This window comes from Janthinobacterium sp. BJB446, assembly GCF_002735655.1.
GTDB classification, from domain to species: domain Bacteria; phylum Pseudomonadota; class Gammaproteobacteria; order Burkholderiales; family Burkholderiaceae_D; genus Janthinobacterium; species Janthinobacterium lividum.
This window is the reverse complement of sequence record NZ_PDZK01000001.1, coordinates 754624-780719: the sequence shown is the minus strand read 5'-3', so window position 1 is coordinate 780719 and position 26096 is coordinate 754624. Positions and strand designations below refer to the sequence as shown.

The following is a 26096-nucleotide window of genomic DNA, read 5'->3' as shown; positions in this document are numbered from 1 at the left end:
AAGATGGGCGCCCGCACTGGCGCGCCCGGGGGGGTATCAATGCATGCGGCCTGGGCTCCCGGCCAGGGTGTCGCGGATGTGTCCGGCGTCGAGCGAGCGCCGCTGCGCGCCGGCGGCGTCCAGCAGCACCACGGTGACGTGCTTGCCGCCGCTGCGCATGCGCATCGTCAGGCAACTGCCCGCCTCGTTGCTGCTGCCCGTCTTGGACAGCAGAATGTCCCAGCCCTTGCCGCCCACCAGCGGATTGGTGTTGTGCAAGGTGCGCGTCTTGCCATTGACGGCCACGCTCGCCTGCGGATGGCTGGTGATGCACGCGATGTCCGGATAGCGCGCGGCCGCCGCGACGATCTTCGCCACCTCGCTGGCCGTGGACGTATTCGCGGGAGAACTGCCGACGGGGTCCGTCAAGGTGGTGCGGCGCAAGCCCAGGTGGCGGATCTTCGCTTGCAACGCTTGCGCAAAGGCAGTGTTGCCGCCGGGATAGGTGCGTGCCAGCGCGGCGGCGGCGCGGTTTTCGGACGGCAACAGCGCCAGTTGCAGCAGCGCGCCGCGCGACACGGCCACGCCATCGGCCAGCAGGCTGTGGCGCTGCAGCGACGCATCGCCGTCGGCGCGCACGATGCGCAACTGTTCATCGGGATCGAGCCCCGCATCGAGCACCACCATGGCCGTCATCAGCTTGGTGATCGAGGCGATGGGCACGACGGCATCCGCATCCTTCGCCATCAACACCTTGCCGCTGGCGTCATCGAACACCAGCATGTGTTTCGCGCTGACGGGCAAGGCCAGCATGCCGGCGGCAGCCTCGGCCAGCATCGCCCCGCTGACTGCGGGCTTTTCCTGCGCCTGCAACAACAGGGTGGCGCAGGCCAGCAGCAAGGCAGGCACGGCCAGTTTCCAGCCGGCCGTATCCAGCCCTGGCGCCATCAGCCGTTCTATGCGCGTGAGCAACGCCCCGCCCCGTGCCGACATCAGCAAGCCGGAATGATGCGGCGCGGCAGCGTGCAGGGACAGCGCATGCAGCGCCGTGGCCAGCTGCTGCGGGTCTTGCAGCGCTTGCGCGGCCAGGGCATCGGCCACCTGTTCCCGCTCGGCCCGCATGCGCGCCGACAGCCACCAGACGACGGGGTGAAAAAACAGCAGCGCCTCGGCCACGCTTTGCAACAGGTTGACCAGGTAATCCCAGCGCCGCACGTGCGCCAGTTCATGCGCCAGCAGCGCTTCGAGCAAGGCGACGGGCATGCCGCTCAGCAAGGCGGCCGGCAGCAGGATGACGGGGCGCCAGAAACCCACCGTCACGGGACTGGCCAGGCCTGCATGCAGCTTCAGCGGCACTGACCGACTGCCGCGCAAGCCCATGCGCAGCGCCAGCGCATCGAGGCGCGCCTGCCAGATGGCGGGGGACGCCACAGCCTGGCGGCGCAGCCTGCCAACCCAGGCCAGGCCCAGGCACAGGCGCAAGCTCATCAAGCCAACGCCGGCGCTCCAGGCCAGCACCAGGGCAGGCATCCACGCTTGCAACGCGGCGCGCCAGGCGGGCGGCGCTGCCATCGGCAGCTGGGCCAGTGATGTGCCCGACAGCAGAGACAGCAGGTGGATGGAGGGAATGCATATACACAGCAGCAGCGCCAGCGCGCACACGGCATAGCGCCAGCGCGCGCTGGCGTGGCGCAACAGCCAGAGCAATACAGCGGAGACGGCGCCGACGATCAAGCCCTGCCAGACAAAATACAGCAAGACCCAGCCCAGCGCAGGGACAAGGTTGCCCAACTCTATGCCCAAGTCCAGGTTCATGGCGCGCCGCCATCCTTGCTGCGCAGGATTTTTTCAATTTCCAGGCGTTCCGCGTCGCTCACGTGTTCGCGCAGCGCCGTCAGCACCAGCGCCTTGCCGGAACCGGAAAATACCTTGCCGATCAAGTCCTTGAGCAAGCTCGTTTGCAGCTTTTCCTGCGCTTCGACGGCCGCATACAGCTGCGGCCGCTGGCTTTCATCGCGGCTCAGCAAGCCCTTGCCATGCATCAGTTGCAACTGGCGCAGCACGGTGGCGTAACTGGCGTCGGCACGCTCAGCGGCCAGGGCGTCATACACGGCGCGGGCGTCGGACGGACCGCGCTGCCACAGGATGCGCAGCAGGTCCAGTTCGGCGGCCGTGGGATGGGGAGTGGAGGTATTTTTTAACATGCCGCTAGAATACCCAGTCTAGAACTCAATGTCTAGAACTTTTTTTCTAGACTGATTGACTGGTCTAGAATTCGCGCAAGCGGTCGAACAGCGCCAGCAAGGCCGCCTCATCGACGAGTGTGGCGCCCTGCCCGCCCAGTTGCTGCCGCAGCTGCGCCAGCAGCTCGGCCAGCACCGTGTAGATTTCCTCGCGCTCGACCGTCTCGATGATGCTCGTGCGCCGCTCGATCTTGTTGAAGGCATCCACATAGGCGGCGACCATCGCCTCCAGCGCGGCGGCGGCCGCCGTCGCCTGCATGGCAGCATCGATGCCGCGCGTCACGGCCAGCATGTTCTTGTAGGCCAGCGCCGCCTTTTTCGCATACGCGGGGGAAATATGCTCGCGGCCATCCCAGTCGCGGAACGGGTTGAGCAGGTTATCCGCCAGCCATTCCGGCTTGCGCGCCTTGGTGACCGACAGGTCCAGTCCCAGCGCCGCCGCTGTCTTGTAGCCGGCCTTGATGGCCTTGGCGACATCAGCTGGCAAGCTGGTCAGCCACAAGGCGGACAGCTTCGGCAATTGCGCGGCAGATGGAAATTCCTCCGCCGTGAAACCGAACAGGTCATAGGCGGTGAACGTCCGCAGCTGGGCCAGCCGCGCAAGGCTGGCCATCTGCGACGCCATCCCCGGCTTGCCCCAGATGCGCAAGGATGTCAGATGGGGAAAACGCTGCGCCACGTGCGCCAGATCAACTTCCTTCATGCCGATCAGCGACAGGCCGCCCAGCTGGCCGAGGCCGTGGAACGGCGGCAGCGCGTGCTTGCACTGCAGTGTCAGGTGGCGGCCGTCGGCGCCATCGTCGATGCGCAGCGCCGGCGATGGCGCGCTGCGCAGCGCGAGCAGGCTCAAGCCTTCGTTCAAGACCAGGCGGGTGACGCCATCGGGCTGCAGGATCAGGCGTTCCAGGCCGCTGCCGCTGAAATCGAGTGCATGCACCGTCGATGATTGCCAGTCCAGCTCATTGATGAAGGGATTGCCCTGGATAAACTCCATCAAGGCCTGCGTGCCGTTGCAAGTTTCGATCGACATCAGGCAAGGCAGTTGCTCCAGCTCGGACACGTCGCCCAGCGCCTGCAAGACGCTGTCATTGATTTTCGTCGCGTCCTGCCGGAAGACCTGGCCGCCCAGCGTCACTTCACGCTGGTCCGACGCGGCCTTGAACCGCTGGCGCAGCAGCGGATCGATGCGCTCCCAGTTGCGCTGGCGCAGCACGCTGTCGCCCACGTACCAGGCGCTGCGGTAGCTGTTGACTTCCACATCCACCAGCGGCGCGATATTGCCAACGAGCGTATAGCCAGGCGGCACGTTCGCCGTGGCATAGCAGTGATCGTGGCGATTGTTCCAGAAGAAATAATCGCACAGCAGCGGCCGCATGGCTTGCACGGCCGCCGCATCGGGCAAGGCGTCACCGGTCCAGTCCAGCTCCAGCACGGCAGCTACGGGCCGGGACGAGGATGCATCCTTGATGCGGGTGACCTGGCAAGCCACGTACTGCTGCAGCTCGGGCGAAAACACACTGTAAACATCTCCAACATTCGCTAGCACGCCACTTCCTTTTCAAAACACCTGACGGTCGAATGTTGAAAGATAGCAAAAATGACAGCGCGATGTCGTCCTGTTCAGTCAGCGTGCAGCTTGTGGTGCATGCGGCGCAGTCCCAGCCACACGGCGGCGGCCACGAACGGCACCAGGGCGCCGACGAGGATTTCCGGATTCACGGGCAAGCCCATCACCTTAGCCGCCTTGCCCGTGTAGCTGAACAGACCGATCACATAATAGGAAATGGCGGCAACCGACAAGCCTTCCACCGCTTGCTGCAAGCGCAGCTGCTGCGCCGCGCGGGCGTTCATCGATTGCAGGATTTGCCGGTTCTGCAATTCCTGCACGATGCCCACGCGCGTGCGCAGCAAGTCATTCGTGTTGGCGATGCGCTGCGCCATCGCTTCCTGGCGGCTGGCCATCGCTGCGCAGGTGTTCATGGCGGGCGTCAAACGGCGGTCCATGAATTCCTCGACCGTGGGAATGCCTTCGATGCGCACTTCGCGCAACTCGTCGATGCGCGCCTTGACCAGGCCCATGTAGGCTTTCGACGCGGAAAAGCGGTAGCTATTGTCGAGCGACAGCTTTTCAATGCGGGCGGCCAGGCGCGTGATGCGGTCGAGCAAGGCTTGCTCGGCAACACCCTCGTCGGCCTTGACCAGGCCCGGGGCGTCGTCCGTGTCGACCATGGCGGCGGCCAGGGTCGCCAGTTCGTTCTCGATGGCATTCAAGGATGGCGCCGCCTGCATGGCGTAGGGCAAGCCCAACAAGGCCATCATGCGGTAGGTTTCGATTTCCAGCACGCGCTGCACCAGGCGCCCCGACTGCTGCGAGCGCATGCCCGCATCGCGGATGACGAAACGGCTGAAGCCATCGGACTGGATCGTGAAATCCGTCCACAATTCGCCGCCCTGCAATACCTTGCTGCCGGCCAGGGTATTGCCCTCGAACACGCGCGACAAGCCCTGCATGAAGATCTCGGCCGGCTCGGTCGCCTGCTCGAGCACCACGTGCGCCGCCACCATCAGCTTGCCCTTCAAGCCCGCCAGCCATTGCTGCGGCAACTGCGCCAAAGGCATGCGCTCGAACGCCTGCGCCAGGGGCAAGGCCTGTCCCGGATGCTCGGCGAAGGTGAACGTGGCAAATTCCGTGTGGCATTCCCATTTCAGGCGGAAACGGCCGAAGTCGTAATAAAAATACTTGGCTTCGGCGGCGGGCGGCGTGACACCGAAATGCGTGCACAGGGCCGCCAGGGTGGCGTGCTGGGCGGCCATATTCGACACGCCCGGCGCCGCGCTGTCATCTTTATACACGGCCAGATGGGTGATCAGCTCGGGGGCGTCGAGCTGCAAAAACGGCCGCGAATGGATTTCCGCCGCCAGCGGCACGCGCAAGGCGTGGTTCAAACTGGAGTTAATCAAGTGCATGATAGCCAAAGGTAAAGTTGCAAAACTGCTTAGACCCGCGCGCGTGCTGCTGTGCCCGCAGCGTGGGTCTGATTGTCACAGTGTAACAAAGCAGGAAGCATGCCTACCTTTTCAAACTCGGCTCATGCCGTTTTGACAATACTCATCACGCCCTGCGCCGCGTCCTGGCGCGTGCCCAGCCACCAGAAAAACGCGGCCAGCGCCACGGCAGAGGCCTGCCCCAGCGCCAGCTTGAACGCACTGTCGAACAGCAACGGTGCGACAAAACCGGACACGAGCGCAAACACCAGCATTTGCACGAAGTTTTGCAAGGAGGCAGCCAGGCCCCGCATCTGCGGGAAAATGTCGAGCGTCGACATGGTCATGCCCGGCAAGGCCAGCGACATGCCGAACGCGTACAGCATTACCGGCACGACGGCGAACGGGATGCTGGCCGCGAACCAGTGGTTGTAGGCAATATTGAGCGCGCCCGTGGCCACCATGGCCAGCAAGCCCCAGCGCACCAGCACGGCGCTTTTCACCGCATGGGCCAGCTTGCCCGACAGCGCCGAGCCGCCCACCAGGCCCGCCACCATGGGGATGAACATCCAGCCGAAGGCCGTTTCCGGCAGATGCAGCAGTTCCAGGATGAAATGCGGGGCCGAGGCGATGTACAGGGCAAAGCCGCCAAACGCAAAGGCCACGGCCAGCGAACGCAGCAGGAACGCCCGGTGGCGCAAGGCCAGCCAGTAATTGCGCGCGATGTTGCCTGGGTGAAATGGTTGACGTTGCTCGACGGCTAAACTTTCCGGCAAGCCTTTCAGGCAGGCGAGCAACAGCAGCACCGTGACGGAAAAGGTGAACACGAACGTCGATTGCCAGCCGTACGCCACGTGCAGCCAGCCGCCGATAATGGGCGCGATGGCGGGCGCGATGCCGAACACCATCATGATATTGGCCAGCATCTTCTGTGCGGCCGCGCCCGACAGGCTGTCGCGCACGATGGCTTGGCCGATGACCCTGCCCGCCCCCGCCGAGGCGCCCTGCATGCCGCGGAAGAACAGCAGCCAGCCAAAGCTGGGGGCAAACGCGGCGCCGATGGAGCCCACGGCAAAGATCAGCAGCGAGGCGAGAATCACGGGACGGCGGCCAAACGAATCGGACAAGGTGCCGTAAAACAAGGTCATGAAGGCATAGGCGGCCAGGTAGACGCTCAGGGTCTGCTGCACCAGCACGCTGCTGACGTCGAAATGCGTGCCGATCGCGGGAAATGACGGCAGGAAGGTATCGGTGGCGAACGGGCCCAGCATGGCCAGCCCGGCCAGCACCAGGGTCAGGTTGCGCGCTTTCATGCGCCCGCCTGCACAGTATATTGGCGGCGCAAGCCGTCGAGGGCCGCCAGCGAGAACGCGGCGACATGCTGCGCAATGCTGGCAGTGCCAGTCTCGTCATAGGTAATTTCCGGCGCCACCAGTTCATGCACGATGCGCGAACGGGCATAGAACACGGCCTGGCCGATCACGCTGAACACGCATTTCTGCACCACGTCCGCCGGCATGGCCTCGCCCACCACGCCACGGATCAAGCCTGTAAACAGGGCATGGTGCGCGCGCACGTCGCGGTCTGCCAGCATGTGGATGGCGGACGTGGGTTCGATCAATTCGCGCGCCACCAGGCGGCTGAACAGCGAAGCCGCTCCCGGACGCAGCATGTCGAAGACCATCGCTTCTATCGCCAGGCGCAACTGTTCCACGGGCGCCACGGCCGCCGCCGGGCCTGCCTCCGGCGCGGCAGCGGCCGAAGCACGCGCGAGCGCGCGCGCATGGTCGAAGGCTGCCAGGTACAGCTCTTCCTTGCCATGAAAATAATAGTTGACCATCGCCACGTTGACGTGGGCCGCCTCGCAGATCCTGCGCACGGACGCGAGCTTGTAGCCTTCGTCGGCAAACAGCTGGACCGCCGCCTGCAGGATGCGCGTGCGCGCCGTTTCGACTTCTTCTGTCATGCCATTCCCATCACTTAAACAGCTGTTTAATATTATTCAGCATTGTATCAAACAGCTGTTTAATTTTCAAATGGACGCAAAAAAGCCCGGCGAACCAGGCTTTGCAAGCGTATTGCCGTCGCTTAGTGTTTCATCGCCGGCATCGCGGATGACGTCGAGGTGGCGCCCAGCGGACGGGCCACGGCATTGACTTCGATCGTTTCGCGGCGCTTGTCCTCGCCTTCGACGACCAGGGTCAGCGGGATCTTGTCGCCCGCCTTCACCTGCCCTTTGAGTTCCAGCAGCATCACGTGGTAGCCGCCCGGTTTCAGTTCGACGGCTTTGCCGGCTGGCAAGGCGATTTCCTTGACCTGGCGCATGCGCATCATATTGTCCGTCATGCTCATTTCATGGATTTCCGCCACGCCGGCCACGGGCGAGCGCACTTCCAGCAGGCGCATGGCTTTCGGCGCCGTGATCTGCATGAAGGCGCCCGTGGCTTTTTGCTGCGGCACGGTGGCGCGCACCCACGGGTCGGTAATCTGCACGGAAGTCTGGGCAGCGGCGGAGAAGGACAGCACGGCCATGGCCGTGGCCAGCAGGGTTTTCAAATGGGTCATGATCATTCCTCGGTATGGTTATAAGGTGTATTTCGATTTCATCAGGGTCTTGATATCCTGCACGCACTCGTCGCCCGTCAACTGGTGTTTCAAGCCCAGGCGCATGCGTCCTTCGGCATCGAGCACATAGCTGATGGCCGTATGGTCCATCGTGTAGGAACTGCCGCTCGGCACGCGGCGGTAGAAGACCTTGTAATTGAAGGCCGTCTGCGCCGTCGCCTGCGGGTCCGTGCGCAAGCCCAGGAAGCTGGGGTCGAAGGCGCGCATGTATTCTCCCAGCAGCTCGGGCGTGTCGCGCTCGGGGTCGATGCTGATGAAGATCACTTGCAGCTTATCGGCATCCGGCCCCAGTTTCTGGCGGATTTCCAGCGCACGCGACAGGGCTGTCGGACACACGTCCGGGCATTGCGTAAAGCCAAAGAAGACCATCACATATTTGCCCTTGAAATCGGCCAGGGTGTAGACCTTGCCGTCGGGGCCGCTCAACTTGAAGTCGGGCTTGTAATCGCCTCCCGTCAAGTCGAGGCCGTTGTAATGGGGTTTCGGCGCGGGTTCGCAAGCGGCAAGCGTGAGCAATCCCGCCGTACCGGCGAGAAGAAAAAGACGACGTTTCATGACATTCTGGCCCGATGGGCGTAGTGGATACAGTTAAGACGTGGAAGGCGTGACGGGTGTATTCAGGCAGCCAGAGGCGGGCCGCGCGGGCTGGCGGCCAGCCAGGCGAACGGGGCCCGCGGCGCCTGGTAAAACAATGGCGGATACAGGTCGTGGCCCGTGATCACGGGCAGCGGCGATGCTGACGACGGCGGCAAACCCGCGCTGCCCGCATGGCTCATGCAGAACGGGCAATGCTCGATGTGGTGCAGCACGGAATCAGTGGTGGATTTGGCGGCTGGCGCCAGATCCGCTTGCGTGTAGACGGCGCCGCTGGCCGAGCAAATCTCGACGGCGGCATTGTTCGCGTTCGCATGCAGCGAAGCAAACGCATACGACAGGGATGGCGACAGCGCATTGAGCAGTATCGCCAGGCAGGCGAACCACATATGCCACTGTTTGCGCTTCAATAATGATCCCATGGCCCCGATTATAACGGAGTCTGGCTATCGCGTTGCACAGGCGCGCCCGCCTGGCCGCGCAGGAACAGGCTGGGGCGCACGCCCGCCACGTCCACGCAAGCATCGCAAAACGCGGGGATCGAGGCAAAGCCGGAGCCGGCCGCCACTTGCGCCAGGTCGCGCTCGCCGTGCCCGCCATCGGCATCCGCTTGCGCCGCCGTGTGCAGCGCGTGCGCCAGGCGCTGTTCGCGCACCAGGCTGAGCAATGCCTCGCCCTCGGAAAACAGGCGCGCCCTGGCCTTGTGCGGCGTCACTTGCCACAGGGTCGCCAGGCGCGCAGCCGTCCATTTGCCTTGCGGCGTATCAAAGATGTGCTGCGCCAGCGCCTGGCTCCAGCGCTTGCCGCCGCCGTGTCCGCCATCGGGCTCGTCGCCTTCCAGCGCCAGGGTGAACACGGCCGGCTTGCCCCGCCCCGGCATCACGTCGCAGGCAAAGCGCAGGAAAGCGGGCACGACGAAACTGTCGCCGCTGGCCAGTTTCTTGGTGGTGATTTCATTGTGCAAGGTCACAAAGCCCTGGCGCACGGTAACGCGCAACCGGAGCGGAAAGCGCAAGCCCAGCAGGTGCAAGGGATGATCGGAAACGAGGGCCATGCGTCAGGTCAAGGTGGTGAACGAGCCGCCAGCATGCCACACATCGCGCGTCCGGTCTGTCATCACAGCGACGCCACGCCATAACGGCGCAAGCCGTCCAGGTCGACGACGCGGATGGATTGGTAGGCGATGCTGATCAGGTTCAGCTCGGCCAGATGGCCCAGCGCCTGGTTCACCCGCTGGCGCGAAATGCCGGTCAGCAAGCCGATTTCTTCCTGCGACAGCTCAAGCACGCTGGACGTGCGCGGGTATAGCATGGGGTGGAACAGCTGCGCGATGGCTTGCGCCACTTGCGCGTCGACGGCCAGCAGTCGCTGATTCTGGATGGTGGCGATGAATTGCCCCATGCGCTCGTTCAGCTGGCGGATGACGAAGGCATTGAAGGAGAGGCTCTCGGCCAGCAGCAGGTGAAACAGGTCCACCGGCACGAGGATGATGCGCGATGCGCGCACGGCCACCACGTCGTAGCGGCGCAGTTCGCGCTTGAGCACGCTGCCCTCGCCGCACCAGCCACCGGCCGGCACGCCGGAAAACGTGGCGCCGCGCCCATCGGCGTTGTAGACGGCCAGCTTGATCAAGCCCGTGTGCACGCCGATCCAGTGCGCCGATGGTTCGCCGCGCCGCGTGATGAAGGCGCCCGCCTCGAAATGCCGGATCACGCTGCCAGCGCGCAACAGGGCCTGATGCCCGGTATCGAGGGCCGTGAACCAGTCGTGGCTGTCGAGTTCGGGCACGGCACGGTCTACACTATCGTTGCTATCCATTCCACCCTTCAGTTGTCACTAAGATGACAGTGATTTTCCAGCGCCGGTGCTATGCTAACCGGTATCAATCCCGAAACAGGGAGCTACAAGATTCTTTTACCAGGAGACAAGCATGACAGCTGATTTCAACACCGGCCTCGGCAAAAACAGCGCCAACTACGCCGCCCTCACCCCGCTCGACTATATCGCCAGGGCAGCCGCAGTATATGGCAATCGCCTGGCAATTGCACATGGCGCCGTGCGCCAGACATGGGGCGAAACCTATGCGCGCACGCGCCGCCTGGCCTCCGGCCTCATCAAGCTGGGCGTGGGCACGGGCGACACGGTGGCCGTGATGCTGCCGAACACTCCCGCCATGGTGGAAGCGAGCTTTGGCGTCCCGATGGCCGGCGCCGTCCTCAACGCCCTGAATATCCGCCTCGACCTGGCCTCCCTGACCTTCATGCTGCGCCATGGCCAAGCCAAGGTCTTGCTGGCCGACACGGAATTTGCCGAGCTGGCGCGCCAGATGGCGGCGCAGATTCCCGGCTTGCGCGTGATCCAGGTCAACGACGTGCTGGGACCGGAAGTGGAAGCATTTGCCGACCTCGACTATGAAAGCTTGCTGGCCAGCGGCGACCCCGACTACGACTGGCAACCGCCTGCGGACGAGTGGGACGCCATCGCCCTGAACTACACGTCCGGCACCACGGGCGACCCGAAAGGCGTCGTCTACCACCACCGCGGCGCGGCCCTGAACGCCCTGTCGAACATATTAGAGTGGGACATGCCCAAGCATGCCGTGTATTTATGGACACTACCGATGTTCCACTGCAATGGCTGGTGCTTCCCGTGGACCGTGGCCGCGCGTGCCGGCGTCAACGTGTGCCTGCGCAAGTTCGAACCGAAACTCGTGTTCGACCTGATGCGCGAATTGCGCATCACCCACTATTGCGCCGCGCCCATCGTGCATGCAGCGCTGGCCAATGCGCCCGCCAACTGGCGCGACGGCATAGCCTGGACCGTGCGCGGCATGGTGGCAGGCGCACCGCCGCCGGCCGCCATGGTGGCGAAGATCGAAGCCATGGGTTTTGACTTGATCCACTCGTATGGCTTGACGGAAGTGTATGGCCCGGCCGCCATCTGCGCCGAGCAGGACGAGTGGGCGGCCTTGAGTCAGGAAGAGCGCGCCGTACTCAAATCACGCCAGGGCGTGCGCTACCACCTGCAAAGCGCCGTGGCCGTGCTGGACCCGGAAACCATGCAGCCGGTGGCGGCCGACGGCGAACAGATCGGCGAGATCATGTTTCGCGGCAACATCTGCATGAAGGGTTATTTAAAAAATGAAAAGGCGACGCAGGAAGCGTTCGCCGGCGGCTGGTTCCACACGGGCGATCTCGGTGTCATGTATCCGGATGGCTATATCAAGCTGAAGGACCGCAGCAAGGACATCATCATTTCCGGCGGAGAAAACATTTCCAGCGTGGAAGTGGAAGACGCGCTGTACCACCATCCGCAGGTGCTGGCCGCCGCCGTCATCGCCCAGCCGGACGAAAAATGGGGCGAGACGCCATGCGCCTTCGTCGAGCTGCGCGAAGGCGGCACGGTGACGGAAGCGGAATTGATCGCCTTCTGCAAGAACAACCTGGCCGGATTCAAGGTGCCGAAAGCCATTTATTTCGGCCCCCTGCCCCGCACATCGACGGGCAAGATCCAGAAGTTCGAACTGCGCAAGCGCATGCAGTCGGACAAGGCCATCGACGTCTGATTTGTACCTGTCAGTCGCGCTTGCCTTGCAACCACGCCGGCTGCGCCACCACCAGGCGCGAGAAGCTGGCGATGCTGGCCACGGCGGCGAAGCCTGCCGCCAGGCACAGCGCATATGTCGTGCCACGCGTGGCGGAAACCGTGAAGCAATACGCGACGAGCGCCGCGCCCGTGGCTTGCCCGATCAGGCGCGACGTGGCCACCACGCCGCTGGCGCCGCCGGCCCGCTCGGGCGGCGCGCTGCCCATGATGGCTTTCAGATTGGGTGCCTGGAAGAAACCGAAACCGATGCCGCACAAGGCCATGCGCCAGCCGATATCGAACACGCTGGGATGGGCCGGTATCCACACCAGGGTCAGCAAGCCGCCCGCCAGCGCCGCCAGGCCGATGCCGCCCAGCACGCCGGGCGAATAGCGGTCGCTCAGGCGCCCGGCGACAGGCGCCATCACGGCCACCAGCACGGCCCACGGCGTCATCAAAAAGCCGGTCTCAATGGGCGAGCGGCCCAGCGTGACTTCAAAATAGAAGGGCAGCGAGACGAAGGCCAGGCCCTGCGCGGCAAACGTGCAGATGGCCGTCAGCGACGACAGCAGGAATAATGGACGGCGAAACAGGTCGATCGGCAGCATCGGGGCTGCATGCCCCGCCTGGCGGCGCAGCAGCAAAATAAAGAAGATCACTACCGCCACCAGTTCCGGCAGCAAGGTCGACAGGGCCGCGTGATGGGCCGCGTCGCCAAACAACAGGATCAGCAAGCCGAAAGCGCCCACGTTGTACAGCGCCGTGCGCGCATCGAGAGTATGCCCGGAAAGTTTGGTCGCCGGCAGCATGCGGCTGGCGAGGAAGAAGCCGGCCACGCCCAGCGGCACATTGATGGCGAACAGCCACGGCCACGATGCCGTCGCCAGGATCAGCGACGCAGCCGTGGGCCCGATGGCAAACGCGACAGCCACCACCAGCGCATTGTTGCCAAACGCGCGTCCCAGCAAGTGTTTAGGATACAGGGCGCGCAGCAGCGCCGTATTGACGCTCATCATGGCGCTGGCGCCGACACCCTGGAACAGGCGCGCCACCACCAGCGAGGGCAAGGACCAGGCCAGTGCGCAAGCGAGCGACGCTAGGGTAAATAAAAACATGCCGGAGATGAATACGCGCCGGTAGCCGGCGATTTCGCCGAGGGCGGAAAACGGCAGCAGGGTCGCCACCATGGCCAGCTGATACACGTTGACGATCCAGACGGAGGCGGCCGGCGTCGTGTGCAGTTCGCTGGCGATGGCCGGCAAGGCCGTATTGGCAATCGCCGTATCGAGCGAGGCCATGCCCACGCCGATGGCCAGCGCCAGCATGGCCCATACACGGGCGCCGGGCGGCAAGCCGTCCTCGCCCACCATCACGGCTTGCGTTTGCTGCCGCATAGACTGCTGCATATACTACCTGTTCATCTTGCTGATCCGGACAATACACTAACATGTATGTAAGAAACCTGCAGGAGAGGCCAGCCTACTTCTGGCAGTCGATGACCTTGAAATCTTTCGAGTAGCAGATGCGCAACTCGCCCGAGTGCTTTTCATAGCCGAGCCAGCGGCCCTTCAGTTGCGGGTTATGCTGCTTCATCCACTGGAACAGCTCGTTTTTTGGCATGCTGGAATCCGGCAACTTCAAGGCCTGGAACAGTTCGCGTTCCTTCTCGAAATATTCCTTGGCCGTATCGAAATCGCAGGCGCCATGCTTTTCCCATTCGCCCTGCAGCAAGGCTTCGCCCGGCTGCATGCACATATATGGCAGGATGTCGGACGGCGCCAGCTTCGGCAGATTGCCCTTGCAATAGCGCGGGTGCAGTTCCGTCTTGCGCGGCGGCGTCACGGAAATGTCTTCGCAGCTGGCCGGATTGGCCGACTGCGCCCACAGGCCATGCACGATCCAGCCGAACTGGTTGCTCTCGGCGCACTGGAAGGCCGCCTTTTTCGACACTGCGCCACGGCGGCGCTGGCTGTCGCAAAAGCCTGGCGACCACGACAGCGCCAGCATGAAGTAATCGGTGGGTACGTTGGTGCTTTGCTTGTAGCACGTGTTTTTCTCGTCCGACGGCTTGACGTCGTAATCGTAGTAGCTGACGTTGCGGGGAATGGCGCAGCTGGCGTCGGACGCGTGGACGGCGCCGGCAGACAGGCTGAGGAACACGGCGGCCAGCGCGGGCAAGACAGAGCGGATTTTCATCGAGCTTCCTTCAAGATATAAAAACGCCGGCAACTGAGTGCCGGCGCGGTATGGAAATTACACCATCAACTTAGCAAACTTTATGCATCCAGCCGTGCGTATCAGCCGCCGTGCCATGCTGCAGTCCCAGCAACGCTTCGCGCAGGGCCAGGGTGACGGCACCGTTTTCATTGTTGTTGATGGTCATTTCAAAGCCATTGGCCTTGGCCACGCCCACGGGCGTGATGACGGCGGCCGTGCCGCAGGCGAACACTTCGGTCATGCGGCCCGAGGCGATGTCGTCGCGCCATTGCTGGACGGACAATTTACGCTCTTCCGTCGCATAGCCGAGGTCTTTCGCCATTTCCAGCAGGCTGCGGCGGGTGATGCCAGGCAACAAGGTGCCCGTCAGCTCCGGCGTCACGACGGTGACTTTCTCGCCATCCTTGTAAACGAAGAACAAATTCATGCCGCCCATTTCTTCGATGAATTCGCGGTGCACGGCGTCCAGCCACACAACCTGGTCGCAGCCCTTCTCTTGCGCTTGCGACTGGGCCATCAGGCTGGCCGCGTAGTTGCCCGCGCATTTGGCCTCACCGGTGCCGCCCGGCGCGGCGCGCACGAAGTCTTCGCTGATCCACACGGTGACGGGTTTCACGCCTTTCGGGAAGTAGGCGCCGGCTGGCGAGGCGAACAGCACGAACAGGTATTCTTCCGATGGACGCACGCCCAGGTACGGGTCGGTGGCGATCATCAGCGGACGCATGTACAGGCTCTCGCCCGTGTTCTTCGGCACCCAGTTGCGGTCTTGCGAGATAAGCGCGTCGCCCGCTTCCAGGAACAGCTCGACAGGAATGGCCGGCATGGCCAGGCGCGCGGCGCTGCGGTTGAAGCGCTCGGCATTCTGTTCCGGACGGAAGGTCTTGATACTGCCATCGGGCTGGGCAAACGCTTTATAGCCTTCGAAGATGGCCTGGCCGTAATGCAGGGACGACGCGGACGGGTCCAGCGTCAAAGGGCCGTAGGCCTTCAATTCGCCCTGCTGCCACTTGCCGTCGCGGTAAGGGATCACCACCATGTGGTCGGTGAAGATGCGGCCGAAAGCGGGATTGACCATGCGCGCGGCGCGCTCGGCGTCGGACAAGGGGTGGGCGGATGGGGTGACGACGAGATTCGGTGTGGAAGTGGTCATGGCAGCAGAAGACGAGTCAGGGAGAATAAAGAGATTCCCTATTGTAGCGCCTAATGCGCGCGGCGAGGAGGCGGATGGCCTTGCCGCAATGTTGCGCCGCATCAAAAGGCGGCGCCGTCAGGCGGCCCGCAAGGGCTTGCCCCGCCCTGCCTGCGCTTCTTCAGCGCACTGGCTGCAGCGCATCTGCACGGAAATCACGTTCGCGCCAATGTCCATGCCGTGCGCCACCGCCGTCTGGCGCAGCTGTTCCACCAGCGCCGCATCCTGCACCAGCACGCTGCGCTCGCAGACCCTGCACACGAGGTAGCAGCTGTCCGTCTCCACCTGGTCCGGCTTGATCAGGTAGCGCGCCTTGTTGCCGCTGGCGCTAGCTTCGCGCTCGCGCAGCAGCAAGCCGGCCAGTTCCATTTCCTTGAGCACGCGGTAAATCGTGCCCAGGCTGACGGCAATGCCGATGTGCAGCAGTTGCTGATAAATGCTTTCCGCATTCATCGCTTGCCGCTGCGTGCCGGCCAGCACTTGCAAGATGCAGATACGCGCGCTGGTCGGGCGCAGGCGCACGGCGCGCAAACGCTCGAACACGCGGCCATCGCCCTGGTATTGAATGTCTTGCATGGGATTCTCCGCTTGTGCGTTCTGCTCTCCCTACCTTGCCAAGCGAGAACGTCAAAAGGGAACCGGGAAATAAAAAAAAGCGCCGTTCCCGACTACTGGAACGGCGCCTTGCGCTACCTCAAACGGGCGAACATCAGAACTTGATGTTCGCCGTCACGGTTGCGGAACGGCCAGGGGCCACGCCAGCATAGTGCGGCGAGGAAACCTTGTCGAAGTACAGCTTGTTCGTCAGGTTCTGGATGTTCAGCTGCAGGGTCACATTGCGGTTGACCACATAGCTGGCCATGGCGTCGAAGCGCGTGTAAGCCGGGGCAAACTTGTTGTTGGCCACGTTCGCATAGACTTTATCGACGTAGTTCACGCCGCCACCCACCGTGATGGCGGGCGTGACCAGGTAGGAGGTCCACAGCGAGGCGCTGTTTTTTGGCGTGGTGGGGAACTGGTTGCCGTTGTACGGCGACGGCGCGTATTGCGTCACGCCATTGATCACGCCATTCGTGACATAGCCATTGTTTTCCACGATGGCGTTCAGGTGGGTGTAGCCGCCGAAGACCGACCATTCCTTGGTGATGTTGCCGCTCACGCCCAGCTCGATACCCTTGACTTGCTTGTCGCCCACGTTTTGCGTGGTGCCGTCCGGTGCCGTCACGCGCGCATTGCTCATGTCGCTCTGGAAATAGGCGCCGCTCACGGACAGGCGGCCACCCGGCAGCACTTCCCATTTCGTGCCCAGCTCGAAGCTCTTGCTCTCTTGCGGCTTCAAGTTCTGGATGGCGACCGTCAAGCCGTCGATGCCGTCGCCGCCGTCATTGCCCGGTGGCGTGGACGAGGTGCCGTAGGAAACATATACGCTGCTGTTGGTCGATGGCTTGTAGACCAGGCCGGCCTGGTAGCTGGCGAAGGTGGCGTGCACATTGGCGCTGGTGGCGGCGGTGGTCTTGCCGTCGAGCGTGTATTGCGGCGTGTTCAGCGAACTCTTGTAGTCATCCCAGCGGATGCCCACGTTGAGCAGCCATTGCGGCGTGAACTCGATGGTATCGAAACCATACACGGAACGCGTGTTGGTGACGATGTTCGTGCGTGCAGGCGACACCGTGCGCGTGTAGACCCATGGGTCGTTGGCGTTCGGGTTGAGCAAGGGTGCGCAGTTGTAGCCGGTGGCGGCGCCCGACGTGGGGCAAGTGGTCGACTTGGTGAGGAAATTGTTCGTCCCCGGGCTGAACAGATACGAGCTGCGATCCGTTTCCTCGCGGCCGACTTCCAGGCCCACCGTGTAGGTGTGCTTCACGCCGCCGGCCAGGAATTCGCCGCCCAGGCTGGTCGCATTGGCCAGCGCGTCCGTATCGGTCGTGCGCGTGTTGGCGCGGCGCCAGACGGTGCCGTACAGCATGGTGTTGCCCTTGGAATCGTCGGGCTGGGTCCACACGTAGTCGTTGCTGGTCTTGCCGTAACGGGTCACGTTGCGCAAAATCAATTTGTTGCCGAAGTCATGGCGCACGTCGATGGTGCCGATATCGCTCTGCGTGTCGCGGAAATCGCGGTTCACCAGGCCATAGAAGGTGTCGCGCGGCACGTTGACGGGCGTGCCATTGCCGTTTTTCGACATATTGGCGCCCGACGAGAACGGGTTGTTGAACGGCAAGCCGGTGTCCGGCAATTCGCTCGACTGCATGTGGTAGTAGCTGAGGGTCGCCTGCGTGGCCGATTTCAGGCCGAAGGTGATCGATGGCGCGATGCCCCAGCGGTCGCCATTGATGAAGTCGCGGCCGGCAACGTGGGCATCGTGCGCCATCACGTTCAGGCGCACGGCCACGTCGTCGCTGATCACACGGTTCACGTCCGCCGTGGCGCGACGGTACTTGGCGCTGCCCAGGCCGACGGTAGCGTTGGTGAAATCTTCCGCTTTCGGCGTCTTGCTGATCAGGTTGACACCGCCGCCTGCGGACGAGCGTCCACCGTAGGCCGAGTTCGGGCCTTTGACGACTTCAATTTGTTCCAACGCAAAGATTTCACGCGATTGCGAACCCGTGTCGCGGATACCATCGATATACGTATCCGTTTGCGCGTTGTAACCGCGGATAAACAGGTTGTCGCCCACGGGGTTGCCGCCTTCGCCGGCGCCGATGGTGATGCCCGGCACGGTACGCAGCGCATCCGTCAGCGAGACGGCGCCCGTTTGCGAAATGATTTCAGCAGGAATCACGGTGACGGATTTCGGCGTGTCCAGCAGCGGCGCCGTCAGCTTGTCGTTGGCCGATTTGACGGGCGCCTGGATCAGGCGGTCAGCCGTGCCCACGACCTTGACTTCCTGCAACTGCTGCGGCTTGTCCGTCGTTTGCGCGTGCAGCGCCAGCGGCATGGCCAGGGTGGCAAACGCGGCCAGGGCCGTGCCATGCATGCGCGGCGTGGAAGTGGTGTGGTGCTTGCGGCTGCGGATGGTAACGCCCGCTTTGTCTTTCGATGTCATCGCTATCTTTCAATGTATCGGATGGAATAAATTGGCTGGCTACTGCCCCCGGCAGTTGGCTGGCTCGTTGATTGCTTGGGTACTGCAAACCTGGCGCCTACAAAACTAGAACCGCCACAGCGCCGTCATGCGCAAGGCCCGGGGCGAACCGGGCGCGATGTTGTCGTTGCTGTGGGCGGAGGCGTAATATTTCTTGTTGAATAAATTTTCCATGTTCAGCTGCAGCTGAAAATTTCCCTGCGGCTTGAAGTAGACGGCGCCATCGACACGGGTAAAGCCGGGCAATACCACCGTATTCGACACCGAGGCGTATACGGCGCTGCGGGCGATCACGCCCAGGCCGGCGCCCCAGGCGGGCGAAAAATCGTAGCGGTTCCACAGCGACAGGCTGTGCCTGGGCACATGCGCCACCGTGGCGCCCTCCACGGCCGTCGTCGCCTGCGTGGCCGTCAGCACGGCGCGCTGCCACGCATAGCCGCCGGCGATGCTCCAGCCAGCTTGGACCTTGCCATTCACGTCCAGTTCCAGGCCCTCGCTGCGCTGGCCGTCGACCAGCATCGCCCGCGTCGTATCGGCGGGGTCGGTGACGGCCACATTGCTGCGTTCCAGGCGGTACACGGCCGCGCTGGCGGAGAGTAGCGGCGTCACCTCCCATTTGACGCCCAGCTCCACGTTGCGGAAACGCTCCGGCTCAAAGACGGCATTGCTGGGCGTCAGCGATGCCAGCTGTTCACCCGCGCGCGGCAGGAAGGATTGGCTGACGCTGGCATACAGCGACAGCGCGGGCACGGGCTGGTAAATGAGGGCGGCGCGCGGCGACCACGGCGTATCCGTGCGGGCGATGCGCGCGCCAGTACGCTTGTTGACGAAATCGACGGCAAAGCGCTCGTAGCGCATGCCGGCAACCGCCTGCCATTGCGGGCTGAAGCGGACCTGGTCCTGCAGGTACAGGGCGGCCGTATCGGCCACGCCATGGTTGTCCGCATCCGTGGCGCTGGGGCGGAAGGTCACGGGCAAGTCCGTCACGGGATGCGATGTAGGCAGGCTGATGTGGGTGACGTTGTCGCCCAGGGTAGTGAAATAGCCGGTGTTGCGCAGATTGTCCGTCGTCTGGCGGCCCAGTTCGCCGCCCGCCGTCAACCGGTGCCGCACGGTCCCGGCCGCCACCGTCCACTCGACGTCCGTCTGGTTGAACAGGTTGCGCCGCCTGGTGGCGCTGTTGTACGCCAGCACGGTCACGCTCCCGCCATCGGCGCTGACGGGGCCGGGAAAGGCGTTCTGGTACAGCTTGTCGTAATCGGCCAGGCGCGTGCGGTTGCGCAGGCTTGCGCCACCGCCCATATCATGTTCGAAGGTCACGCCCAGCGCATCGATATACGCCCACGACGGGCTGCTGCCGGGGATGCCGAAAAACGTGGACTGGTCCGTTTCGAACGGCCGCCCCTGGTAAGAAGGCAGGCCCCGGTCCGTCACGCGGTCGTCGCGAAAATGTTCATAGCTGGCCACCACGCTGGTGCGCGGCGACAAGCGCCAGGCCAGCACGGGATTGATGGCGCTGCGGCGCACCTTGACGCCCTGGCGAAAAGAATCGCTGTTTTCCGCCATGGCATTGACGCGCACGGCGACATCGCCGCCGAAGACCTGTTGCACATCGAGCGCGGCGCGCCGGTTGCGCCAGGCGCCCAGGCTCACGCTCGCTTCACCGTCGTTCGTCCATTGTGGCTGCTTGGTGGCCCGGTTGATGATGCCACCGCCGCCGCCGCGGCCGAAGACCAGGGCGTTCGGCCCCTTGATGGCCTCGACCGCTTCGATATTGTAGAAATCGCGGTAGTACTGCACGTCGTCGCGCATGCCGTCCAGATAGAAATCCGAGGTCGAGCTGTTGCCGCGCATCACCGCCGTATCGCGGTTGCCCTCGCCCGCGGCCATGCCCACGCCCGGCATGTAGCGCATGGCGTCGGCCAGGGTGCGCATGTCCTGGTCGCGTATCAATTCGCGGCTCACCACGCTGACGGCCTGCGGCGTGTCGCGCAAGGCCGTATCGTTGCGGCTGGCGGCGGAAGAACTGGCGCGGCGGTAGCCATCGTCGCCGCTGCCCTGCACGGTGACGGGCGCCAGCACTTGCAGGCCCGCGCCCTCCCCGTCCAGGTCGGCGCGCAGGGGCGTGGGGGCCAGACGCACGATGTAACTTCCGTCCGGCAACTGCACGGCCACGAGGCCCGTGCCTGCCAGCAATTGCTGCAAGCCCTGGCCCGTGGCCAAGGTGGCGTTCAAGCCGGCGCTGCGTTTGCCCTGCGTCAAGCCGCCTTCGGCCGACAGCAAGATTCCCGCCTGGCCCGCAAACTGGCGCAGCGCCTGGCCCAGGGGCGCGGCGGCGATGCGGAAGCTGTGCACGGTCTCTTCCGCCGCCGCTGCCATGGCATGCATGGCAGGCACGGCCAGCAGCGCCGCAGCCAGGGACAGCGGCAGCAGACGGCGGGCAAACGGCAGGGAGACGGGGTACGACGGCACGGCATTCCTTATTGATGTTGAGCAAGTTACTTCTACCTTGCCAAACAACTTTTCAAAAAGGGAACCCGTTTTGAGAAATATTCTTATTTACTGTTTTGACTGGGCAACTGGGCTTCCACCGTGACCCACCAGTCGTGCACGCGGTTGATCCTGACGGGCAAGGTCGCTTCCAGCGCCGCCAGGATGCGGTCCGTGTCGGCCAGCGGATAGCTGCCCACCAGGCGCAGGTGGGCCACTTCGGGCGCGCAGCCCAGGTGGCCGCGGCGGTAGCGCGACAGTTGCGCGAGGAAATCATCGAGCCGCATCTGCTCCGGTTGCAGGCGATACTCGATCCAGGCAGCCCCGTTCGGGTCGGCGGCGTATGGCTCGCCGATAAAACCGTCGCCAAAGCGCACTTGCTGGCCGGCCGGCACGATGCGCGGCACGCCGCCATCGCGGGGCGACACCTCGACACTGCCCTCGTAGACGGCCAGCAAAGTGGCATCGCCTTGCGGCTGCACGCTGAAACGCGTGCCCAGCGCGCGCAGGCGGCCATGCACGGTGTCGACCACTAGCGGCCGCGCCGGTTGCCGGCTGTCGCGCGCGCTACTGATATAAATCTCACCGCCATGCAGGGCTATGCGGCGCAGCGTGTCGCTGTAATCGATGTCGAGGGACGTTGCCGTGTTCAGCCACAGTTGCGAACCGTCGGCCAGCGCCAGCTGGCGGATGGCGCCGACCGGCGTTTTTTCGCCCGCATGCAGACTGGCGACCCAGCTGCGCGTATCGCGCCGCAGCAGCGCGGCGCCACCCGTGCCGGCCGTCAGGCACAGTGCCAGCAAGCCCTTGACCAGGCTGCGGCGCGCGGCGTCGCTCTGGCGCGGCCCGGCAGCGTCGAGCGCCTGGCGCGCCGGTTCGCCGGGCAGCTGGCGAAATTCGGCGCTGACGGCTTCCACCCGGCGCCAGGCGGCGCGGTGGGCAGGAGAGCTGGCATGCCAGCGCTCCCAGGCTTGCTGGTCGGCAGGATCAGCGTCTTCGCCGCGCAGGACGGCGAACCATTCGGCCGCTTCCTGCAAGATGGCGTAGTCGGCCGGCGGCATGACGGCGCCTGGCTTAGGCGGCATTATCCATACACAGCATGCATTGCAGCATGGCTTGCGCCATGTATTTTTTCACCATGCGTTCGGATACATCCAGCTGGCCGGCGATCTGCGCATACGTCAGGCCGTCGAGCTGCGCCAGCAGGAAAGCCTGGCGTGCGCGCGGCGACAAGGTATCGAGCATGGCGTCGATGCGGCACAGGGCTTCGACCACGAGGGCCCGCTCTTCGGGCGACGGCACCGTCAGCTCGGGACGGCCGGCCAGGGCCGCCAGAAACGTGCGCTCCAGGGTCAGGCGACGCCAGTGATTGACCAGCAATCCATTGGCCACCGTGCTCAGGTAGGCGCGCGGCTCGCGCAGGCTGTCCGCCGACTGCGTCGCCAGCATGCGCACGAAGGTGTCCTGCGCCAGGTCGGCCGCACCGTCGCGGCAACCGAGCTTGCGCCACAGCCAGTTATACAGCCAGCCATGGTGGCTGGCGTACAGGTCGCTAAAAGTATCGAGGGAGGGAGAAATGGTGGACACGGGCAAACAAACAAAGGGGCTGCCATACTTGCCGGTCAAGTAGGTCAGCATTGCATCACGAATGAGAATGATTTTCATTTTCACACAATTTTACGATGATGTAAATTATCAAAAGCATCATCCCGGCCTGGCGCGGGCATTTTGCGCAACAGTGCCAGTGCGCCATCATTTGCGAATGATTCTCGTTTACGTTAATATGTCAGCCTTCCTTCTTCCCCGCCATGTCTGACGCCCTTGCATGGCGGCGCCATCGAAAGCCGCCATGACCACCTCCTCCCTGCCACAACCCCAGCTGCGCGCCAGCGCCGACGAGGCTCCGCAGTCCCGCCAACAGCAGCGCCAGCCTGCCGCCGTCCCGCAACGGCGGCGCTGGCACTGGAGCTGGAAGCAGGTGTGGTTTCAATTGCACTGGTTTATCGGCATCACGGCCGGCACGGTGCTGGTGATCATAGGCCTGAGCGGCGCCACCCTGGCCTTCAAGGATGAGTTGCTGGACCTCATGAACCCCGGCGTGCGCCATGTGGCCGTGGAAAGCCGCGCGCCGCTGACGCCGGCCCAGCTGGGCAACATTGCCGCTGCAGAACACGGCCAGCGCGTCGCCTCGATCACCATGTATGCGGAGGCGGGCGCGGCGCCTCGTTTATTCTTCGCGCCGAAGAATGGCCAGCGGCGCGGCGAATCCATTTATGTCCACCCGTACACGGGAGCGACCCAGCCGGCGCTGACGGGGGCGGGCTTTTTCGAGTGGACGGAATCGCTGCACCGCTGGCTGCTGCTGCCCCGTGATCCGGGCCGGCAAGTGGCGGGCGCGCTGGCCCTGTGCCTGCTGGGCCTGGCATTATCGGGCCTGTATCTGCGCTGGCCCCGCCGTCCGCTGGACTGGCGCACCTGGCTCACCTTCGACCCTGCCCTGAAAGGCCGCTCCTTCCTGTGGAATCTGCACGCCGTGGCCGGTACCTGGTGCCTGGTCGTCTACGTGGCGCTGACCCTGACGGGCATTTACTGGAGCTATGACGTGGTGCGCGACAATATCGACGCCTGGGCCGGCAAGCCGCCAAGGATGGCACAGGCGCAGGCGCCGGGCAAGAAAGGCCAGTCCAAGGAGAAGAAGGAAATACCGGCCGTCGACATCGGCCCGGCCTGGAGCAGCTTCCAGCAGCATGCCCCCGGCTGGACCCTGGCCAGCGTGCGCCTGCCGACACGCGCCGGCGAAGCCGTGCAATTCACGTGGCTGGCCAGCGACGCGCCGCACGAGCGGGCGCGCAGCCGCATGAGCATCCTGCCGGCCGACGGCACGGTGACGGAAAACGAACCGTACAGCCAGCAGGCGCTGGGTTCGCGCCTCGTCAACATCATTTATCCGCTGCACATGGGCACGTATTTTGGCTTGCCGGGCCGTATCATCGTCACCCTGGCCAGCCTGGGCCTGCCCCTGTTCGCCATCACAGGCTGGATGCTGTACCTGGGCCGCCGCAAGGCAAAACGGGCCGTGCGGGCGCAGCGCGCCATGCTGGGCGCCGGCGCGCCGGGCAAGACGGACACGGGTCTGCCAACCCTGGTGGCCTACGCCAGCCAGTCGGGGCAGGCCGAGCGCCTGGCGCTGGAAAGCGCGCGCGCCCTGCAGCAGGCGGGCGTGGCCGTCGACGTGCAATCGCTGGACCAGTTCGATCCCGCGCAACTGCGCCAGTACGAACGGGCCCTGATCGTCGCCAGCACCTTTGGCGAAGGCGAGGCGCCGGATGGCACGCGCCGCTTCGCGCGCCTGCTGCAAGCTACCTCCGGCAAGCCGCTGGCGGGCCTGGAATTCGGCATGCTGGCCCTGGGCGACCGCCATTACAGCGCCTTCTGTGGCTTTGGCCGTACGCTCGCGCAACAATTGCAGGCGCTGGGCGCCACGCCCCTGTTCCCCCTGATCGAAGTGGACAAGCACGACCCGGCCGCCCTGGCCAGCTGGTCCACAGCGCTGGCCCGCTGCAGCGGCAGCGCCATCGACGCCATCGGTGTGCAGGAAGAAGCGTCATATGCCGAGTGGCGCCTGGCGCGCCGCGTGCTGCTCAACCCGGGCAGCCTGGGCGGCGAACTGCATGAAATCACCTTGACGGGTCCGGCCGATGCCACCTGGGAAGCGGGTGCGCTGGCGGAAATCATCCCATGCAATGCGGACGGCAGCGATGGCGAGGCAGGCAGTGCCCATCACGCGCCGCGCAGCTATTCGCTCGCTTCGCTGCCAACCGATGGCGAACTGCAATTGCTCGTGCGTCAGGAGCGCCATGCGGGCGATGACAACCAGGGCTATGGCGTCTGTTCCGGCTGGCTCACGCGCTTCGCCCCGCTGGACACCTCCATCCGCCTGCGCCTGCAAGCCAATCCCGCCTTCGCACCCGCCCTGGTCGACGTACCCTGCATTTACATCGGCAACGGTTCCGGCCTGGCCGGCTTGCGTGCGCATTTGCGCGCGCGCCAGCGGGCGGGACTGGCCCGCAACTGGCTGCTGTTCGGCGAGCGCCAGCAAGCTTTTGACAGTATTTGCGGCGCAGAGTTGCAAGGCTGGCTGGACGCTGGCCACCTGGCACGTCTGGACCGCGTCTTTTCGCGCGATGGTGAAACACGGCAATACGTGCAGGACAGCCTGCGCGCCAGCGCCGGCGAACTGCGCGACTGGCTGGCGCAAGGGGCCATCGTCTACGTATGCGGCAGCCTGCAAGGCATGGCCACAGGAATCGATGCTGTACTGCAAGAAGTACTGGGCCAGGAGGGACTCGATGCCCTGCTGGCGGCCGGACGCTACCGCCGCGACGTGTATTGATCTACATCAGCCTGCCCCCGGCGCCGCCCGGCTATGTGGGCAGGCGCACAGTCAGCGCCTGCCATCGGACTACAGTAGCGGCATGGCGGCATGGAGACATATCCGCGCCGCCCCACCCACAGTCTGCGAGGCTAGCCATGAAAAACCCCTGGATGAGCATGTACCTGAGCGCCGCCAACCGCATCGCCAACACGGCGCGCGGCCATGCGACGGCCGCCGTCAAGCGCGAAGCGGCGAAAAATACGCGGCAATTGACGCAAGTGTGGTTCGATTCCTTCCTGCCCCCGGCAGGCAAGCCACGACGCGGGCGCAAGGCGAAATAGCCCCCGGCAGCAGGCGAACTGGTGCAGTGCATCACAGCAATAAGTTGAAGTTACGACCAGGTGGGCTAAACTGCAAGCATGAAATAAAGATATGCGTACGCGATTGAAGTGACCGGCAGGCGCCGCACCCCCGCGCCGCCACCGGCTCATCAGGAGACGACCATGTTGACGCTCAAAGTGCTGGCCTGCCTTGCCCTGTCGGCCTTGATGCTCGTGCCCCTCGTGCTGAGGGATACGATGCAAACGTCCGCCGGGCAGCAATTGCAGGTGCCAAATGTCGATGCGCAAGGCATGTGGGCCCACTGGCCCAAGCAATAAGACGCGCGGCTGAGAACAATAAGACGCGCGGCTGAGAAAACGTCGCTGACTGCGTTGCCGTGCCTCGTCGTAC

The 26096-nt window shown here is 64.2% G+C and carries 23 protein-coding genes; 4 read left to right on the top strand and 19 right to left on the bottom strand.

The window, feature by feature from the left end; all coding sequences use genetic code 11:
• Positions 1-36: 36 nt before the first annotated feature.
• The 11 genes from CSQ92_RS03555 to CSQ92_RS03505 form a co-directional block, all read right to left on the bottom strand.
• Positions 37-1794 (bottom strand): M56 family metallopeptidase, encoded by a 1758-nt coding sequence (locus tag CSQ92_RS03555; protein ID WP_099393256.1) that lies wholly within the window; start codon positions 1792-1794, stop codon positions 37-39.
• Positions 1791-2183: a BlaI/MecI/CopY family transcriptional regulator gene (locus CSQ92_RS03550; protein ID WP_034757543.1), complete on the bottom strand. Its 393-nt coding sequence runs from the start codon at positions 2181-2183 to the stop codon at positions 1791-1793. The genes CSQ92_RS03555 and CSQ92_RS03550 overlap by 4 nt, the downstream gene beginning before the upstream one ends.
• Positions 2184-2247: 64 nt before the next feature.
• Positions 2248-3738 (bottom strand): hypothetical protein, encoded by a 1491-nt coding sequence (locus CSQ92_RS03545; protein WP_218964031.1) that lies wholly within the window; start codon positions 3736-3738, stop codon positions 2248-2250.
• A 104-nt stretch (positions 3739-3842) separates the two neighbouring features.
• On the bottom strand, positions 3843-5189 hold the full coding sequence (locus CSQ92_RS03540) for a DUF3422 family protein (RefSeq protein WP_099393254.1): 1347 nt from the start codon (positions 5187-5189) through the stop codon (positions 3843-3845).
• Positions 5190-5311: 122 nt separating this feature from the next.
• Positions 5312-6520, bottom strand: a complete 1209-nt coding sequence (locus tag CSQ92_RS03535; RefSeq protein WP_099393253.1) for a multidrug effflux MFS transporter — start codon at positions 6518-6520, stop codon at positions 5312-5314.
• On the bottom strand, positions 6517-7173 hold the full coding sequence (locus tag CSQ92_RS03530; protein WP_099393252.1) for a CerR family C-terminal domain-containing protein: 657 nt from the start codon (positions 7171-7173) through the stop codon (positions 6517-6519). The genes CSQ92_RS03535 and CSQ92_RS03530 overlap by 4 nt, the downstream gene beginning before the upstream one ends.
• A 122-nt stretch (positions 7174-7295) precedes the next feature.
• Positions 7296-7772: a copper chaperone PCu(A)C gene (locus CSQ92_RS03525; protein WP_176375330.1), complete on the bottom strand. Its 477-nt coding sequence runs from the start codon at positions 7770-7772 to the stop codon at positions 7296-7298.
• A gap of 18 nt (positions 7773-7790) precedes the next feature.
• Positions 7791-8387 carry an SCO family protein gene (locus tag CSQ92_RS03520; protein ID WP_070279155.1) on the bottom strand — a complete coding sequence of 199 codons (597 nt, stop codon included), beginning with the start codon at positions 8385-8387 and terminating at the stop codon, positions 7791-7793.
• A gap of 62 nt (positions 8388-8449) precedes the next feature.
• Complete coding sequence (locus tag CSQ92_RS03515; RefSeq protein ID WP_230522056.1) at positions 8450-8836, bottom strand: DUF2946 domain-containing protein; 387 nt, start codon at positions 8834-8836, stop codon at positions 8450-8452.
• Between the two features lie 20 nt (positions 8837-8856).
• On the bottom strand, positions 8857-9480 hold the full coding sequence (locus tag CSQ92_RS03510) for a hypothetical protein (RefSeq protein ID WP_099393251.1): 624 nt from the start codon (positions 9478-9480) through the stop codon (positions 8857-8859).
• Positions 9481-9542: 62 nt separating this feature from the next.
• Positions 9543-10244, bottom strand: coding sequence for a Crp/Fnr family transcriptional regulator (locus tag CSQ92_RS03505; protein ID WP_099387380.1), 702 nt, complete (start codon positions 10242-10244; stop codon positions 9543-9545).
• Positions 10245-10356: 112 nt separating this feature from the next.
• Here CSQ92_RS03505 and CSQ92_RS03500 point away from each other — a divergent pair, with 112 nt between their 5' ends.
• Positions 10357-11991 carry an acyl-CoA synthetase gene (locus tag CSQ92_RS03500; RefSeq protein ID WP_099393250.1) on the top strand — a complete coding sequence of 545 codons (1635 nt, stop codon included), beginning with the start codon at positions 10357-10359 and terminating at the stop codon, positions 11989-11991.
• A 10-nt stretch (positions 11992-12001) separates the two neighbouring features.
• On the opposite strand, the gene CSQ92_RS03495 is transcribed toward CSQ92_RS03500, so the two are convergent.
• The 8 genes from CSQ92_RS03495 to CSQ92_RS03460 form a co-directional block, all read right to left on the bottom strand.
• A complete protein-coding gene (locus CSQ92_RS03495) occupies positions 12002-13417 on the bottom strand; it encodes an MFS transporter (RefSeq protein WP_099393249.1) in 1416 nt (471 codons plus the stop codon).
• Between the two features lie 73 nt (positions 13418-13490).
• Entirely contained in the window at positions 13491-14207 is a 717-nt protein-coding gene (locus CSQ92_RS03490; RefSeq protein ID WP_099393248.1) for a ribonuclease T2 family protein, read from the bottom strand.
• Between the two features lie 70 nt (positions 14208-14277).
• Positions 14278-15378, bottom strand: a complete 1101-nt coding sequence (locus tag CSQ92_RS03485) for a branched-chain amino acid aminotransferase (protein WP_092610671.1) — start codon at positions 15376-15378, stop codon at positions 14278-14280.
• A 117-nt stretch (positions 15379-15495) separates the two neighbouring features.
• Entirely contained in the window at positions 15496-15993 is a 498-nt protein-coding gene (locus tag CSQ92_RS03480) for a Fur family transcriptional regulator (RefSeq protein WP_099393247.1), read from the bottom strand.
• A gap of 133 nt (positions 15994-16126) precedes the next feature.
• Positions 16127-18460, bottom strand: coding sequence for a TonB-dependent receptor (locus tag CSQ92_RS03475; protein WP_257219112.1), 2334 nt, complete (start codon positions 18458-18460; stop codon positions 16127-16129).
• Between the two features lie 105 nt (positions 18461-18565).
• Positions 18566-20971: a TonB-dependent siderophore receptor gene (locus CSQ92_RS03470; RefSeq protein ID WP_099393246.1), complete on the bottom strand. Its 2406-nt coding sequence runs from the start codon at positions 20969-20971 to the stop codon at positions 18566-18568.
• A gap of 83 nt (positions 20972-21054) precedes the next feature.
• On the bottom strand, positions 21055-22074 hold the full coding sequence (locus CSQ92_RS03465; RefSeq protein WP_218964030.1) for a FecR domain-containing protein: 1020 nt from the start codon (positions 22072-22074) through the stop codon (positions 21055-21057).
• Positions 22064-22627, bottom strand: coding sequence for a sigma-70 family RNA polymerase sigma factor (locus tag CSQ92_RS03460; RefSeq protein WP_099393245.1), 564 nt, complete (start codon positions 22625-22627; stop codon positions 22064-22066). The genes CSQ92_RS03465 and CSQ92_RS03460 overlap by 11 nt, the downstream gene beginning before the upstream one ends.
• Before the next feature lie 211 nt (positions 22628-22838).
• Between CSQ92_RS03460 and CSQ92_RS03455 the strand changes: the two genes are divergently transcribed.
• The 3 genes from CSQ92_RS03455 (at position 22839) to CSQ92_RS28980 (ending at position 26023) form a co-directional block, all read left to right on the top strand.
• The gene (locus CSQ92_RS03455; protein ID WP_099394568.1) at positions 22839-25382 is read left to right on the top strand and encodes a PepSY domain-containing protein; all 2544 of its coding nucleotides are present in this window, start codon (positions 22839-22841) and stop codon (positions 25380-25382) included.
• 137 nt (positions 25383-25519) lie between these two features.
• On the top strand, positions 25520-25705 hold the full coding sequence (locus tag CSQ92_RS03450; protein WP_099387374.1) for a hypothetical protein: 186 nt from the start codon (positions 25520-25522) through the stop codon (positions 25703-25705).
• 162 nt (positions 25706-25867) lie between these two features.
• Positions 25868-26023 carry a hypothetical protein gene (locus CSQ92_RS28980; RefSeq protein ID WP_161789600.1) on the top strand — a complete coding sequence of 52 codons (156 nt, stop codon included), beginning with the start codon at positions 25868-25870 and terminating at the stop codon, positions 26021-26023.
• The last annotated feature ends 73 nt before the right edge of the window (positions 26024-26096 follow it).

Coding starts and splice junctions, on each gene's coding strand:
- CSQ92_RS03530 (WP_099393252.1), bottom strand. CDS start 7,173: ATGACAGAAGAAGTCGAAACGGCGCGCACGCGCATCCTGCAGGCGGCG.
- CSQ92_RS03500 (WP_099393250.1), top strand. CDS start 10,357: ATGACAGCTGATTTCAACACCGGCCTCGGCAAAAACAGCGCCAACTAC.
- CSQ92_RS03510 (WP_099393251.1), bottom strand. CDS start 9,480: ATGGCCCTCGTTTCCGATCATCCCTTGCACCTGCTGGGCTTGCGCTTT.
- CSQ92_RS03495 (WP_099393249.1), bottom strand. CDS start 13,417: ATGCAGCAGTCTATGCGGCAGCAAACGCAAGCCGTGATGGTGGGCGAG.
- CSQ92_RS03520 (WP_070279155.1), bottom strand. CDS start 8,387: ATGAAACGTCGTCTTTTTCTTCTCGCCGGTACGGCGGGATTGCTCACG.
- CSQ92_RS28980 (WP_161789600.1), top strand. CDS start 25,868: ATGTTGACGCTCAAAGTGCTGGCCTGCCTTGCCCTGTCGGCCTTGATG.
- CSQ92_RS03490 (WP_099393248.1), bottom strand. CDS start 14,207: ATGAAAATCCGCTCTGTCTTGCCCGCGCTGGCCGCCGTGTTCCTCAGC.
- CSQ92_RS03535 (WP_099393253.1), bottom strand. CDS start 6,520: ATGAAAGCGCGCAACCTGACCCTGGTGCTGGCCGGGCTGGCCATGCTG.
- CSQ92_RS03450 (WP_099387374.1), top strand. CDS start 25,520: ATGAAAAACCCCTGGATGAGCATGTACCTGAGCGCCGCCAACCGCATC.
- CSQ92_RS03455 (WP_099394568.1), top strand. CDS start 22,839: ATGACCACCTCCTCCCTGCCACAACCCCAGCTGCGCGCCAGCGCCGAC.
- CSQ92_RS03505 (WP_099387380.1), bottom strand. CDS start 10,244: ATGGATAGCAACGATAGTGTAGACCGTGCCGTGCCCGAACTCGACAGC.
- CSQ92_RS03485 (WP_092610671.1), bottom strand. CDS start 15,378: ATGACCACTTCCACACCGAATCTCGTCGTCACCCCATCCGCCCACCCC.
- CSQ92_RS03460 (WP_099393245.1), bottom strand. CDS start 22,627: ATGCTGACCTACTTGACCGGCAAGTATGGCAGCCCCTTTGTTTGTTTG.
- CSQ92_RS03550 (WP_034757543.1), bottom strand. CDS start 2,183: ATGTTAAAAAATACCTCCACTCCCCATCCCACGGCCGCCGAACTGGAC.
- CSQ92_RS03540 (WP_099393254.1), bottom strand. CDS start 5,189: ATGCACTTGATTAACTCCAGTTTGAACCACGCCTTGCGCGTGCCGCTG.
- CSQ92_RS03465 (WP_218964030.1), bottom strand. CDS start 22,074: ATGCCGCCTAAGCCAGGCGCCGTCATGCCGCCGGCCGACTACGCCATC.
- CSQ92_RS03480 (WP_099393247.1), bottom strand. CDS start 15,993: ATGCAAGACATTCAATACCAGGGCGATGGCCGCGTGTTCGAGCGTTTG.
- CSQ92_RS03555 (WP_099393256.1), bottom strand. CDS start 1,794: ATGAACCTGGACTTGGGCATAGAGTTGGGCAACCTTGTCCCTGCGCTG.
- CSQ92_RS03475 (WP_257219112.1), bottom strand. CDS start 18,460: ATGACATCGAAAGACAAAGCGGGCGTTACCATCCGCAGCCGCAAGCAC.
- CSQ92_RS03525 (WP_176375330.1), bottom strand. CDS start 7,772: ATGACCCATTTGAAAACCCTGCTGGCCACGGCCATGGCCGTGCTGTCC.